Genomic DNA, 14,291 nt, shown 5'->3' with positions numbered 1-14,291 from the left:
CCGCCCGGCCCCGGCCGGAGACCCGGCGCGGAATGCCGCATCCGGGCCCGCGCGGCATCCCCCGTCGGCCGGTAAGCTGTCCGGGTGACTGAACGTACGCTGATTAACGCCCTCGCCCCCCTCGAAGACGGCCCGGTCAAGATCCAGGGCTGGGTCGACACCGTCCGCGATCAGAAGAAGGTGCAGTTCGTCGTGCTCCGCGACGAGACCGGCGCCCTCCAGCTCGTGAATCCGCGCGCCGAGGGCCGCGAGCACATCAGCGACGTCATCTCCGGCCTCGCGCAGGGCACGATGCTCACCGTGGAGGGCGACCTCAAGCACGACGAGCGCGTCAAGCTCGGCGGCCTCGAGGTGAAGATCTCCTCGATCCGGGTCGAGTCGGAGGCCGACCCCGAGACGCCCATCGCCGACGACTCCTCGATCGACAAGCGCCTCGACTGGCGCTTCCTCGACCTGCGCACGCGCCGCAACAACGCGATGTTCCGTGCGCAGACCACGCTCACGCACGCGATGCGCGACTACTGGTACGAGCGCGACTACATTGAAGTCTTCTCGCCCAAGCTCATGGCCACGGCCTCGGAGTCGAACGCCGAGCTCTTCAAGGTCGAGTACTTCGACGGCACCGCCTACCTCGCGCAGTCGCCGCAGTTCTTCAAGCAGATGGCGCAGTCGGCGGGCTTCGGCAAGATCTTCGAGATCGCGCCGGTCTTCCGCGCCGACCCCTCGTTCACCTCGCGCCACGCGACCGAGTTCACCGGCGTGGACGCGGAGATCTCGTGGATCGACTCGCACGCCGACGTCATGGACATGCAAGAGGAGCTCATGCGCACCGCGCTCGCCGCGGTGAAAGAGCGCCACGGCGAGGAGCTCGCGGAGCTGTTCGACGTGGACGTCGTGGTGCCCGAGAACCCGATCCCCCGCATCCCGCTGCTCGAGGCCCGCGAGATCGTGGAGTCGCGCGGCCACAAGTTCGAGCGCAACGACCTCGACATGGACCCGGAGGGCGAGCGCGAGATCGGCCGCTGGGCGCTCGAGGAGCACGGCTCCGAGTTCGTCTTCCTCACCGACTACCCCGCGTCGATCCGGCCGTTCTACCACATGCGGGACGAGCAGGACCCCTCGATCACGAAGTCCTACGACCTCATCTGGAACGGCGTGGAGATCTCGACGGGCGCGCAGCGCGAGCACCGCATCGACGTGCTCACCGAGCAGATCGCCGAGAAGGGCCTCGAGCCCAAGGAACTCGACTTCTACCTCGACTTCTTCCGCTACGGCGCTCCCCCGCACGGCGGCTTCGGCATGGGCCTCGCCCGCATGATGATGCTCATGCTGCACCAGCCGAACCTCCGCGAGGTCACCTACCTCTTCCGCGGGCCCAACCGCCTGCAGCCGTAGCCGGCGCGGGTTGCGCGGCCGCCCGTTTCTCTCCGCTACTTCAGCGCCAGCGTCTCTACCGGCTGCCCGGTGATCCGGGCGATGAGGTCGAAGTCCTTGTCGACAGCGAGCACCGTGAGTCCAGCCTTTTCCGCCGTTGCCGCGATCAGGAGATCCGGGATGGACGGCGCACGGTGCCGCCCGCGGTCGGCGAGCAGCATCTGCACCTCGAAGGCCCGATCCTCTATCGCCGGCGTGAGGTGCTCGATCGGCATGAGCGACAGCGGCGGCGAGCCGAAGGCTTCCCGTCCGGCTTCTCCCGACCGGATGGAGAAGCCGAACTCGAGCCTCGTCACCGTCGAGAGCCGCACCAGACCGCGCTCGATGCGCGCGTTCCACTCGTCGATGTGCGACGCCCGACCGGCCTGCATCCGCACGTACGCCGACTTGTCGATCAGCCAGCTCGTCACCGCCATGCGTCGCCCATCACCGCAGGCTCCTCCAGGTCGCAGAAGATCTCGGCCGAGCGATTCCAGTCGGCCGCGGTGACCACGGCCTCCGAAGTCGCAGGCTGGGCTCCCTCGAGCTTCCGGCGCAGGAATTCATTGCGAGACAGCCCCTGTGCAGATGCCTCGGCGTCGATGCGCTCGACGGCCTGGGCGCTGAGCCCGCGGACGAGTATGTTCGTCATGACCACTACCTCCTTCCGGTGATGATATCGCGATATCATCACGATGTCAGTCTATCGCTCTCGAAAAATGAGATACCGAATAGACGTCGAGGACGCGATAAGCGTCCCGCCCACCGACACCCTGCGGGGCGAACCAGACGATGTCGTGAGATCGGGACACGAGTATCGAGGTCACCGCCTCCGCGGCACCAGAGTCAACTCACTCCCCGGCGTCTCATACCGCCGCTTCGCCTCCGTCGCGTCGATCCAGCTCATGCTCCCGCTGCCGGCATCCTGCAGCCACGTATTGAACCGGCCGCAATACCGCCAGTTCCACTCGTCCGCCGAGCGAAGATCAGGCCAATGCTCACGTCTATTCGGGAGGATATTCCCCAAGAATCCCTCCCGTCGCTTCATTCGTCCCGGAGCTACTCGCATCACGCTCGGTGCTGCGAACGAATACTCGCCCTCACCGCCCCATCCCCGCGAGGACATCGCCATGCCCCGCCGCGGGCCCAACCGCCTGCAGCCGTAGCCGGCGCGGGTTGCGCGGCCGCCTCCGGCGGGCCACCCTGGACGCCATGGCCGTCTCCCCCGCATCCTCGCCGTTCTCCTCCGCAGCGCCCATCACCGAGATCTCGGTGGTGGGCGCTCGCGAGCACAACCTCGCGGACGTCTCGGTCTCGATGCCGCACGGCGCCCTGATCGCGATCTGCGGCGTCTCGGGCTCCGGGAAGTCCTCCCTGGCGTTCGACACGGTCTACGCCGAGGCGCAGCGGCGCTACCTCGAGTCGGTGTCGCCCTTCACCCGGCACCTGCTCGGCGCCGTAAACTCCCCCGAGGTGGACCGGATCACCGGGCTGCCGGCCGCGATCGCGGTCAAGCAGCTCGTCTCGAGCCCGCCGGAGCACTCGAGCGTCGGCACGCTCTCGCAGGTGGCCGATCTGCTCCGCGTGCTGTTCTCCCGCATCGGCGAGTACCCGCCCGGCCAGGGGCACCTGCTCGCCTCGGCGTTCTCCCCCAACACCGTCGAGGGCGCCTGCCCGGCGTGCGCGGCCAAGGGCAGCATCCACGAGATCGACGTCGACGCCTCCGTGCCGGACCCGCGGCTCTCGATCCGCGAGGGCGCGATCGCGGCGTGGCCCGGCGGCTGGGTGGGCCTCAACTTCCGCCGCGTCGCCGAGGTGCTCGGCGTGGACATCGACGCGCCCTGGCAGGATCTGCCCCGATCCACGCGCGACTGGCTCCTCACCACGGAGGAGACGCCCACCGTCACGGTGCATCCCACCGACGCCACCACGGAGTACGGCGGCCGCGCCTACGAGGGCCGGTTCCGCAGCGCCCGCCGCTACCTGCTCGACACGGTGACGAAGAGCGGCAGCGCCGCGATGCGCGAGCGCGCCCTGCAGTTCCTCCACGACACGCCCTGCCCCGAGTGCGGCGGCAGCAGGATCGCGCGGGCCGCGCTCGGCGTGGTCATCGGCGGCGAGAACATCGCCGAGGTCTCGCGGCGCAGCCTCGTCGACATGGCCCGGTTCATCCGCCGCGCCGTCGAGCACGAGGGGCTCCCGAGCTCGGGCGCGAAGCACGACGCCGCCCGGCTGCTGCTGAGCGAGCTCGAGAAGCGCGTGGCGGTGATCGACTCGCTCGGCGTGGGCTACCTCGCCGCCGACCGGTCGGCGGCCACGCTCTCGGCCGGCGAGCTGCAGCGCCTCCGCCTCGCGGCGCATCTCCACAGCGGCCTGCACGGCATGCTCTACGTCTTCGACGAGCTCTCCACCGGCCTGCACCCGGCCGACATCGACCACCTGTTCGCCTTCATCGAGCAACTGCGCGACTCGGGCAACACCGTCATCCTCGTCGAGCACGAGATGGCCACGGTGCGGCGCTGCGACTGGGTCGTGGAGCTCGGCCCGGGCGGCGGCGCGCGGGGTGGGCGGGTCATGTTCGCGGGCTCGGTGGATGCGGCGCTCGCCGGCGACGCCTCGACCGCGGAGCGGCTGCGGAACGCGCCGCCGGAGGACCTCTGGCGGGAGCCGCGGCGCTTCGACCGCCGGATCCGGCTCGAGGGCGTCACCACCAACACCCTCGACGGCGCCCCGATCGAGTTCCCCGCGGGCGCGCTCACGACGGTCACGGGCGTCTCGGGGTCCGGCAAGAGCTCCCTGCTGCGCTCGGTCGCCTCCCTGGCCGCCGCATCCGGCACCGCGTCCCTCCTCGAGGACGAGCCGCAGGCCGGGGTGAGCGGCGAGGAGCGGCGCGGGCTCGCCGGCGCGACCGCGTCGGGGCTCGACGCCGTCTCGCGCGTCGTGAGCTTCGACCAGAGCGCCATCGGACGCTCGCCGCGCTCGGTGATCGGCACGTACATCGGCATCTTCGACAAGTTCCGCTCCCTGTTCGCGAAGCCCCTCGAAGCGCGCTCGCGCGGCTACACGGCCTCGCGCTTCTCGTTCAACACCGCGGCCGGCCGCTGCCCGCGCTGCGAGGGTCTCGGCACGATCACGATCGACCTCGTCCACCTGCCCGCCTCGAGCGGCAAGTGCCCCGAGTGCGACGGGCGGCGGTTCACCGAGGACACGCTCGAGATCGAGGTGGACGGGCTGAACATCGCCGACGTGCTCGCGCTGTCGATCGACGCGGCGGCCGACCGCTTCGGCGCGTCGCTCGGCGCCGCCGACCACTTCGAGGCGCTGCAGCTGGTCGGGCTGGGCGGCCTGCTGCTCGGCCAGTCCACGGCCACGCTCTCCGGCGGCGAGGCGCAGCGGCTGCGGCTCGCGGCGGCGCTGCGGGCCCGGCCGCGGCGCGAGCACTCGCTCTTCATCCTCGACGAGCCGATGAACGGCCTGCATCCGAGCGATGCGCGGGTGCTCGGCGGCCTCTTCCAGCAGATCGTCGACGAGGGCAACACGGTGCTGATGGCGGATCACAACATGGAGATCGCGGCTGGCTCCGACTGGCTCATCGACCTGGGTCCGGGGGCGGGGCCGCGGGGCGGCCACGTGGTGGCGGCCGGCCCGCCTCGCGAGGTCGCGGCGGCGCGATCGGGGGTGACGGGCAGCATCCTCGCCGAGCGCTTTCTCGACGCCACCGGCTGACGGCGCGCGACCGGGCCCGAGCGCCTGCGCTCAGGTGGCCGAGGAGACCGTCACGGAGATGAGCAGCGCGATGATGACCGTGTTGAAGACGTAGGCGAGCACGTTGTGCTTGAGCGCCGTGCTCCGGATCGACGCGGTGCGCACCGAGGCCTGGCCGAAGCCGTAGGCCGTGGACATCTGCACCGCGAGCCAGACGAAGTCGCCGAGGCCCGGCGGATCGGCCGTGTCGCCGAACCGCACCGCATCCGCCGCGGCCCACTCGCGCAGGTAGCGCACCGCGAAGCCGAGCACGATGAGCGCCCAGGAGGCGACCACCGCGGCGAGCGCGCCGAGGGCCGCGTAGGGCTGCTCGCGCAGGCCCGGCACGAGCACCAGCAGGCCGACGATGAGGAGCGCGAAGAAGCCCATCCACATCGCGATGCTCACCTCGTCGGCGCCGAACTGCCGCAGGCGTCTGGCCTCGCGCGCACTCTGGGGCGCCGACCAGCGGGCCGCCCGCGCGAGCTCCTCGCCCTCGATCCCGCGGAAGGCCCAGAACGTGAGCACGGCGTAGAGGACCGCGCTCGACAGCAGCATGAGCCCGTACGCCGCGGTCATGAGCGCGAACAGCTCCGGCCGGGCAGCCGAGCCGGGCTCGAGCACGGCGATCAGCACGATGATGAGCGCCAGACCCGGCAGGTTCGAGAAGAGCTGCCGGGGCCCCTCCTTCGCGAGCAGGCGCGGCCTGTTCGCCCGGGTGCTGCCGGGGCGCGATGCGTGCGATGGGGTGCTCACGATTCCGAGGGTAGTGCGGCTTCGCGATTCGAGCGCCTCGCTCGCCCGACGGGTCGGCATATGGCGCACTCGAGCCGTCCTGTCGGATTATGCTTACCTTCCCCGACTGGATCGCATGCAATGCAGGAGACACTCACCACATGAATCGCACCTATTCCTTTCCCGGGAGGGAAGTGGTGCCCTGTCAATATGCAATGCGGAGACAGCGTCTTCGGGTATCAGCACGACAAAGAAGGAAAGCAGCATTCCCGGCAAAATCAATACGATGCTGCTGGAACCCAGGCGTACAGGGAATGGGAACGTGGGACGACTTGATGAATATGACAACCGCCTCGCTCATCTGCGCCCATCAACCATTCCCGATGGGCGTAACCTCAATCATCTCCACTGCCATCAGCCGTAGACCCCCAGACCGTCATCCCAATGCACATCCGCAACGTCGGCGCTCCACCAGATCTCCTCGAAGAGTTCCAGAGCCAAGCCCCTCCCCTCCTCGTTCCAGACCTGTCGCACCGCTGGAGATTCCCAACGAGATTTTACGCTGACATTAGCAATCCACACATCATGCCACCTGCGAAGCTTTGCCGTGAGCTCTGCGCTAATCCCCAAATGATATGGCTCAAGCGGCCCCTCGATTACGTCCCACAGCGGCCAGCGGTGACCGTGCTCGGATGCAAAGCGAACCTCGCGGATCTCCCCTCTCCTCGCCCGCTCCGCACGCGCAATAGTCATGTCAGACGTAGCAAAGGGAGGAACCAATAACTCCGTCTGGTCGAACGGATCGATGACGCGTTCCACCCATCCTCGAGACTGCAGGAAACGGGAAGAGGCTATGCGCGCTGGTTCTTGGAACATACACATCACCGTAACCGCCTCTGCGGAAACCAGGGCTTCACGTACGCAACATCAATAAGAAAAACACGTGACGCTTCTCGCGGGCTTGCCCAATGCCGGCCGGTTCATCATCGACCACCGGGGAGAGCGTGTCGACGCCGCGCTCGTTCGTTCGATGAATGCGCAGCTGATCCGGGGGCGCGGCCCGGTTCGCCCGTCATCCGCCCGGATCGACCCCGGCGGGAGACTCCCGAGCCGCGGCGCACCGCCCGGCCGGCACAGCGCGGTCGCCCCGCGCCGCGGCCCGATCAGCCCGCGCCCTGCCCCTTACGGCGCCGCCTCGCGATGAGCAGGCCCGCGAAGATGAGGATGGTCAGTCCCAGCGTCGAGAGCAGCTGCTCGCGCGGGCCGGGGGTGAACAGCGCGAGCACGGTGATCGCGACCAGCAGCACCGCCCCGGCCGCCCACAGCACGGTCCGGCTGGTGCGGGAGCCGTCCCAATCGCGGTGCAGCACCGCGTAGGAGGCGATCACGGAGGCCCACACGACGAGCAGCGTCGAGCCGACGATGTTCAGCAGGATGGGCAGCACCTGCTCGGCGGCGACGAAGTTGAACACCACCGTGATGAAGCCGACCGCGACCGAGACGAGCACGGCGCCGCGGGGCACGCCGCCCTGCGAGATGCGCATCAGCCGCTTCGGCGCGTGGCCGCGCTCCGCGAGCGAGAACGCCATGCGCGAGGCGCCGTAGAGGTTCGCGTTGAGCGCGGAGAGCAGCGCCACGATGATCACGAGCGACATCACGAGGTCGGCGCCGGGGATGTTCAGCGCCTGCAGCACCGCGACGAAGGGCCCCTCGGCGAGGCTCGCGTCGTCCCAGGGCAGCACCGTCACGATCACGAAGATCGAGCCGAGGTAGAAGACCAGGATGCGCCACATCACCGAGCGCACGGCGCGGTTCACGTTCTTGGCGGGGTCGTCGCTCTCCGCGGCGGCGATCGCGACGATCTCGGTGCCGCCGAACGAGAAGATGACGATGAGCAGCGCGGCCGAGATGCCCAGCATGCCGCCGGGCGCGAAGCCGCCCTCGGCGGTGAGGTTCGACAGGCCGGTGGATTCGGCGGTCGGCAGCCAGCCGAAGAGAAAGGCGAAGCCGAGGACGAGGAAGACGCCGATGGCCACGACCTTGATCACGGCGAACCAGAACTCGAAGCGGCCGTAGTTCTTCACGCCGAACATGTTCACCGCGGTGAGCACGGCGAGGAAGCCGAACGCCCACACGCCCTGGTGGACGACGGGGATCCACGCCGAGGCGAGCGCGGCGGCCGCGGTGGCCTCGGCTGCGATCACGACGACGAGCTGGAACCAGTAGAGGATGCCGACGGCCCCGCCCGTGGTCTGGCCGAACGCCTTGCCCGCGAACACCGAGAAGGCGCCGCTCTGCGGATCCTTCGCGGCGAGCGCGCCGAGCATCCACATGAGCAGGATGACGAGCAGGCCGGCGACCACGTAGGAGAGCAGCACGGCGGGCCCGGCGACCGCGATGGCCTCGCCCGAGCCGACGAACAGGCCCGCGCCGAGCGCGCCGCCGAGGCCGATCATCGCGATCTGCCCGCTCGTCATGGACTTGTGCAGGCCGGTGGTCACGCCCGAGGTGGTCGGGTCGGCGCGCACGGCCTCCTTGGCGCTCACAGCACGGCCCCCAGCGCCTTCGCGATCTCGACCACGCGGTCGTTCGCCTCGGGCGTGCCGATGGAGATGCGGATGCCCTCGCCGGGGAACGGCCGGACGGCCACGCCGCCGGCCTCGAAGGCCTCGGCGGCCCGCGCCGTGGCCTCGCCGAGCGGCAGCCACACGAAGTTCGCCTGCGAGGGGACGACCTCGAGGAAGTCGAGCTGCTGCAGCGCGGCGGTGAGCCGGGCGCGCTCGGACTTGAGCGTCTCGACCCGCTCGTTCAGCTCCTCCTCCGCCTCGAGCGAGGCGACCGCGGCCTCCTGCGCGAGCGCGGAGACGCCGAAGGGCAGCGCGACCTTGCGGAGGTGCTCGGCGAGCGCGTCGTGCGAGATCGCGTAGCCGATCCGCAGCCCCGCGAGCCCGTAGGCCTTGGAGAAGGTGCGCAGCACGGCCACGTTGGGGTGGCGGCGGTAGCAGTCGATGCCGTCGGGCGAGTCCGCGGCCTCGTTGAAGTGCTCGTAGGCCTCGTCGATCACGACGGTGACGTGCTCGGGCACCTTCGCGAGGAAGTCCTCGAGCGACCGCGCATCCACGACCGTGCCGGTCGGGTTGTTCGGGTTGCACACGAAGATCACGCGGGTGCGCTCGGTGATCGCCGCGGCCATGGCCTCGAGGTCGTGGCCGTGGTCGGCGTCGAGCGGCACCTGCACCGGCACGGCCCCCGCCACGCGGGTGAGGATGGGATAGGCCTCGAACGAGCGCCACGCGAACACGACCTCGTCGCCTGGCGCGGTGAGGGCGTGCACGATCTGGCCCGCGATCTCGACCGAGCCGGCGCCGAGCGTGATGTGCTCGACCGGCACGTCGAGGCGCTGCGCGAGCGCGTGCACGACGGGGGTGCCGGCGATGTCGGGGTACCGGTGGATCGAGCCCGAGAGGATGCCCGAGACGCGATCGACGACGGAGGGAAGCGGCGCGAACGGGTTCTCGTTCGACGAGAGCTTGTACGAGGGGCCGCCTCCGGGTGCGGAGACGGACTTGCCGGGCTTGTACGCGGCGATGTGCTCAAGGCCGGGGCGGAATTGGGTTGACACGGATGGTCCTCGCTTTGTCGACGGTGACATGACCCTGGCGACGCTAGTGACCTTCGGCAAAATGGGCAAGCTATCGGAGTATGGCCTTACAACTTGTCAGGTATTTTTCTCGCATGATGACCGAGTTTCGGAACTCATGACGAGATTACTGAGCATCATGCCCGATCGATTGAAGGCCGGCGCAGCCGATCAGAGGTCGGCGTAGAGCAGCGCGGGGCGCTCGATCCGGTCGGTCACGAAGGTGAGGAAGGCGCTCGCCTCGCCGCCGTCGCAGACCCGGTGGTCGAACACGAAGCTCACCGTCGCCGCCGTGCGCACCGCGAGCTCGCCGTCCACCACCCACGGGCGCTCCTTGAGCCGGCCGATGCCGAGCATCGCCGCCTGCGGCAGGTTGATGATGGGGCTCGACCCGTCCACGCCGAACGCGCCGTAGTTGTTGAGCGTGAACGTGCCGCCCTGGAGCTGCCCCGGCGCGTATCTGCCCCGCGGCGCCTCCGCCACGAGCTCGCCGATCGCGTCCCGGAGCTCGCGCAGCGTCATCCCCTCCGCGCCGTGCACGACCGGCACGGACAGCCCCCTCGGGGTCTGGGCGGCGATGCCGAGGTTCACGCCTCCGTACTCGAGGATCTCGTCGCGCTCGGCGTCGAAGGAGGCGTTGAGCCGCGGATGCGCGCGGAGCCCGGCCACGACGATCCGGGCGATCAGCGTCGTGAGGCTGAACCGCTCGCCCGCGTCCTCCTGCAGCCGCGCGCGCAGCTCGAGCAGCGGGGTCGCGTCCACGTCGAGCCACACCGTGGCCTTGGGCACGGTGGCGTGGGACTCAGCCATGTGCTCGGCGATGATGCCGCGCATGCCCTCGACGGGGATGCGCGTCGCGGCAGCTGCGGATGCGGCGGCGGACGGAGCAGCGGCTGCGTCGGCGGGCGGCTGCGCGGCCCGCGCCGCGTGCCGGGGTGCGCCGGACTGCGGGGCCGGCTGCGGGGCGGAGGCACCGGACTGCGGGCCGGGCGCGCCCGCCGGGGGCCGCTGCGCGCCGGCGTCGGCCTCCGGCGCAGGTGCGGCGCGCAGCAGTTCGGCCGCGGCGCGCACGTCCTCGCGCAGCACCAGGCCGTTCGGCCCGCTGCCCTCGAGATGCCGGGCGTCGAAGCCCTCCGCCTGCGCCTCGCGGCGCACGAGCGGCGACATCACTGGCGAGCTGCGCCGCTCGTCGAGCAGCGCGGCGGATGCCGGGGCGGCCCGCGAGGGGACCGGCTGCGGCCCGCGCCCACCGCGCCGGCGGCGGAACCTGCCGCCCTCGGGGCGGCGCAGGCGCGTGGTCGACTCGCTCGTGCCGTAGCCGATCAGGACCGCGCCGGAGTCGTCCCCGCCGGGCTCGTCGCCGCGAGACGCACCCCCGTCGGGCTCGCCGCTCCAGCCCCGGCCGACATCCGCCGCGGAACCGGGGCCGGCATCGCGGCTGGAGCCCGCGTCACCGCCGGTGCCGGCATCGCCACTGGGGCCGCCACTGCCCGCCGCACCGTCAGCCGCACCCTCGAGCGCATCCAGGGGCGCATCCACGGGCGCGACCGAGAGCAGCACGTCACCGGCCCGCAGCGTCTCGCCCTGCTGCGCGCCGAGGGCGGCCACGCGGCCGGCGTACGGCGTCGGCAGCTCGACCACCGACTTCTCCGACTCCACCTCGACCACGATCTGGTCCACCGCGACCTCGTCGCCCGGCGCCACGCGCCATTCGACGATGGTGGCCTCGACGAGCCCCTCGCCGAGGTCGGGCAGTATGAACTCCTGCATGCCGGTCATCACCACTCCCACGTGTCGAGCGCCGCGAGCACCCGCTCCGCGGTCGGCAGGAAGTACTCCTCGAGCTTCGGCGCCGGATACGGCACGTCGAAGCCCGTGACGCGCAGCACCGGCGCGTCGAGCCAGAAGAAGTCGCGCTCGCCCACCCCGGCCGCGACCTCGGCGCCGTAGCCGCCGAACCGCGCCGCCTCGTGGATGATCGCGGCGCGCGAGGTCTTGCGCACCGATCGCGAGACCGTCTCGTCGTCGAACGGCGAGAGCGTGCGCAGATCGACGACCTCGAGATCCAGCTCCTCCTCGGCGCCGAGCCGGGCGGCCTCGAGCGCGACCTCGACCGCGGCGCCGTAGGCGAGCAGCGTCGCATCGCGCCCCTCGCGCACCACTCGCGCCTGGTCGAAGCCGACGCCGGCGTCCCCGCGGCGCACCTCGCCCTTCTGCCAGTAGCGGCGCTTGGGCTCGAAGACCACCACCGGATCCTGCGAGGCGATCGCGCCCCGCAGCAGGTGATAGGCGTCGTGCGCGGTGGAGGGCGTCACGACGGTCAGTCCCGGCGTGTGCGCCCAATAGGCCTCGGAGGAGTCGGAGTGGTGCTCGACCCCGCCGATGCCGCCGCCGTAGGGGATGCGGACGACGAGGGGCAGCTCCACCCGGCCGCGGGTGCGGTTGCGCATCTTCGCGGCGTGCGAGAAGGCCTGCTCGAGCGCCGGGTAGCTGAAGGCGTCGAACTGCATCTCGACCACCGGGCGCATCCCCGCCATGGCCATGCCGATCGCGGTGCCGAGGATCCCGGCCTCCGCGAGCGGCGAGTTCCAGACCCGCTCGCGGCCGAACTCGGCCGCGAGGCCGTCCGTGACGCGGAAGACGCCCCCGAGCGGGCCGACGTCCTCGCCGAAGACGACCACGTCGGCGTCCTCCTCGAGGGAGTCGCGGAGCGCGGCGTTGAGCGCGCCCGCGATGCTGAGCGTCTCGGCGGTGCCGGCGGTGTCGGCGGGCGCGGCGGCGCTGCCGGGCTCGGGCTGCCGGGGCGCATCGGGCTGCCTGCCGGGGCCGGGGCCGGGGCTCGTCGTCGGCGCCGTCCGGCGCTGCGGGGCGGTCGGACCGCGTCGCACGTCCTCGTGCGCCGCGGCGGGGTCCGCGAGGTGCTCGGTGGCGGTCATCGTCTCGCTCCTTCGGCGGCGTGCGGGGCGCCGCGCTCCGCGGCGCCGGTCTCGGCCGGGTCCCCGGCCGGATTCTCTGCGGGGTTCTCTGCCGGGTTCTCTGCTGCGGCGAGCTCCTCGGCAAACATCGCGCGCTGCTCCTGCAGGGCTCTGCGGGGCGTCGAGTAGACGTGCTCGAAGAGCTCGAGCGGATCGATCTCGGGCTGCTCGTTCATCGCCTCGCGCGTGGCGGCGGCGTTCGCCTCGGCCTCCTCCGCCACACGGGCGTCGAAGGCGTCGTCGAGCTCGCCGCGGGCCCGGAGATGGGCCGCGAGGCGCGCGATCGGGCAGTAGTCCTCCCAGGCCGCGGCCTCCTCGGCCTCGCGGTAGCGCGTGGGGTCGTCGGAGTTGGTATGGGATTCGAGGCGGTAGGTCCGCGCCTCGACGAGCGTCGGCCCCTCCCCCGCCCGCGCGCGCCGGGCCGCGTCCCGCAGCACCGCGATCACGGCGGCGACGTCGTTGCCGTCGACCCAGACGCCGCGCATCCCGAGCCCGGCCGCGCGATCGGCGATCGAGCGCGAGCGCGTCTGCTCCTGCAGCGGCGTCGAGATGGCGTACTGGTTGTTCTGGACGAAGAAGATCGCGGGGGCCTGCCAGACGGCGGCGAAGTTCATCGCCTCGTGGGCGTCCCCCTCGCTGGCGCCGCCGTCGCCGAGGTAGGCGAGCGCGACGGTGCCGCGGCCGCGGAGCCGCTCGGCGTGCGCGAAGCCCACCGCGTGCAGCGCCTGCGTCGCGAGCGGCGTCGACTGCGGGGCGATGCGCCGCTCGTAGGGGTCGTACGCGTTGTGCCAGTCGCCGCGGAAGAAGGAGAGCAGCAGCCGCGGCGGCACGCCGCGGGTCAGCAGCGCCGAGGAGTCCCGGTAGCTCGGGAACATCCAGTCCTCGGGTTCGAGGGCGAGGACCGAGCCGACCTCGCCCGCCTCCTGCCCGTAGGCGGAGGGATAGGTGGCCAGGCGGCCCTGCCGCGTCAGCGCGGTGACCTGCGCCTCCCAGCGGCGGGCGATCACCATCCGCCGGTAGGCGTCGCGCAGCGTGTCCGCATCCGGCAGCGCGAAGCCGTCGTGCTCGACCGCCTCGCCCTCCCGGTCGATCAGTCGCACGGGGGTCGGCCCGGGCAGCTGGTCGAGCAGGGCGGCGTGCCGGGATTCTGGGTCGTGGAGCGCCGGTCCACGTAGCTCGTTCGGCGCGACATCGTCGTCTCGCATGACCCCAGGATGCGCCGCGGCGGGCCCGAAGAACAGGGCTGCGGGGCAAGTTCGGTCAACCGGTCAGAGTGTCGGGCCGAAGCGGCCGTACGTCCCGTCTTCTCGCGGATATCGGACTGTTCGTCCGGCACTTCTGGACGCCTCTTCAGGCGGCCGGGGAGTCTCGCTACTGTTCGCGCCCGCCTGTGGGGCGGCGCTCATTCGGGCCGCATCGAGTCCTCGACCCGTCGGGGCGCGACGTGCATGCGGGGCGCGAGGTCCTCGCCCGGGTACTCGTCGTCGATGCACTCGCGCCAGAAGTCGATGTGCGCCCGGTCGAGCCAGTGCTCGGAGGCCTCGACCGGCGCGCCGTCCTCGCCCTGCACGCTGTACCAGTACAGGTAGTCCACGCCGTCGACCGTCTCCGAGAAGATCGTCTCGACGTACATCCGCTCGGGCTCCAGCGTCTCGCGCACGGCGTCCCGGTTCGCCGCGAGGAAGGCCATCCACTCGTCGACGCGCGCCCGCGCCCCTGCCCTGACCCGGAACCGGGTGAGTTCGATCCGCATGCCCCGATTCTCGCAGAGCCGAGGCGCGGCC

General features: G+C 71.1%; 12 protein-coding genes. 2 read left to right on the top strand and 10 right to left on the bottom strand.

Features of this window, described 5'->3' with window-relative positions:
- Positions 1 to 84: 84 nt before the first annotated feature.
- Complete coding sequence (aspS, locus tag FM112_RS04185) at positions 85 to 1,395, top strand: aspartate--tRNA(Asn) ligase (RefSeq protein WP_087003895.1); 1,311 nt, start codon at positions 85 to 87, stop codon at positions 1,393 to 1,395.
- 35 nt (positions 1,396 to 1,430) lie between these two features.
- On the opposite strand, the gene FM112_RS04180 is transcribed toward aspS, so the two are convergent.
- Both FM112_RS04180 and FM112_RS04175 read right to left on the bottom strand, forming a co-directional pair.
- Positions 1,431 to 1,850 carry a PIN domain nuclease gene (locus FM112_RS04180; RefSeq protein WP_087003892.1) on the bottom strand — a complete coding sequence of 140 codons (420 nt, stop codon included), beginning with the start codon at positions 1,848 to 1,850 and terminating at the stop codon, positions 1,431 to 1,433.
- Positions 1,841 to 2,065 (bottom strand): hypothetical protein, encoded by a 225-nt coding sequence (locus FM112_RS04175; protein ID WP_087004143.1) that lies wholly within the window; start codon positions 2,063 to 2,065, stop codon positions 1,841 to 1,843. Before FM112_RS04175 ends, FM112_RS04180 begins: the two co-directional genes overlap by 10 nt.
- A 560-nt stretch (positions 2,066 to 2,625) precedes the next feature.
- Here FM112_RS04175 and FM112_RS04170 point away from each other — a divergent pair.
- Positions 2,626 to 5,139: an ATP-binding cassette domain-containing protein gene (locus FM112_RS04170; protein WP_087003889.1), complete on the top strand. Its 2,514-nt coding sequence runs from the start codon at positions 2,626 to 2,628 to the stop codon at positions 5,137 to 5,139.
- A gap of 30 nt (positions 5,140 to 5,169) precedes the next feature.
- On the opposite strand, the gene FM112_RS04165 is transcribed toward FM112_RS04170, so the two are convergent.
- The 8 genes from FM112_RS04165 to FM112_RS04135 all read right to left on the bottom strand — a co-directional run bounded on the left by FM112_RS04165 (position 5,170) and on the right by FM112_RS04135 (position 14,260).
- Positions 5,170 to 5,913, bottom strand: coding sequence for a DUF1345 domain-containing protein (locus tag FM112_RS04165; RefSeq protein ID WP_176386659.1), 744 nt, complete (start codon positions 5,911 to 5,913; stop codon positions 5,170 to 5,172).
- A gap of 393 nt (positions 5,914 to 6,306) precedes the next feature.
- Positions 6,307 to 6,711, bottom strand: coding sequence for a hypothetical protein (locus tag FM112_RS16775; protein WP_140400567.1), 405 nt, complete (start codon positions 6,709 to 6,711; stop codon positions 6,307 to 6,309).
- A 344-nt stretch (positions 6,712 to 7,055) separates the two neighbouring features.
- A complete protein-coding gene (locus FM112_RS04160) occupies positions 7,056 to 8,438 on the bottom strand; it encodes an amino acid permease (protein ID WP_254910369.1) in 1,383 nt (460 codons plus the stop codon).
- Positions 8,435 to 9,514 carry a histidinol-phosphate transaminase gene (gene hisC / locus FM112_RS04155; RefSeq protein WP_176386658.1) on the bottom strand — a complete coding sequence of 360 codons (1,080 nt, stop codon included), beginning with the start codon at positions 9,512 to 9,514 and terminating at the stop codon, positions 8,435 to 8,437. The genes FM112_RS04160 and hisC overlap by 4 nt, the downstream gene beginning before the upstream one ends.
- 189 nt (positions 9,515 to 9,703) lie before the next feature.
- Entirely contained in the window at positions 9,704 to 11,311 is a 1,608-nt protein-coding gene (locus FM112_RS04150) for a dihydrolipoamide acetyltransferase family protein (RefSeq protein ID WP_217874417.1), read from the bottom strand.
- Entirely contained in the window at positions 11,311 to 12,468 is a 1,158-nt protein-coding gene (locus FM112_RS04145; RefSeq protein ID WP_254910368.1) for an alpha-ketoacid dehydrogenase subunit beta, read from the bottom strand. Before FM112_RS04145 ends, FM112_RS04150 begins: the two co-directional genes overlap by 1 nt.
- Positions 12,465 to 13,712: a pyruvate dehydrogenase (acetyl-transferring) E1 component subunit alpha gene (gene pdhA, locus FM112_RS04140; RefSeq protein WP_087003879.1), complete on the bottom strand. Its 1,248-nt coding sequence runs from the start codon at positions 13,710 to 13,712 to the stop codon at positions 12,465 to 12,467. Before pdhA ends, FM112_RS04145 begins: the two co-directional genes overlap by 4 nt.
- Before the next feature lie 197 nt (positions 13,713 to 13,909).
- On the bottom strand, positions 13,910 to 14,260 hold the full coding sequence (locus FM112_RS04135; protein WP_087003876.1) for a DUF6176 family protein: 351 nt from the start codon (positions 14,258 to 14,260) through the stop codon (positions 13,910 to 13,912).
- Positions 14,261 to 14,291: the final 31 nt, after the last annotated feature.

Origin of the sequence: Gulosibacter sp. 10 (assembly GCF_900163695.1) — a bacterium.
Taxonomy (GTDB): Bacteria; Actinomycetota; Actinomycetes; order Actinomycetales; family Microbacteriaceae; genus Gulosibacter.
The sequence above is the reverse complement of the archived record's forward strand: the minus strand, read 5'-3'. Positions and strand labels throughout refer to the sequence as shown.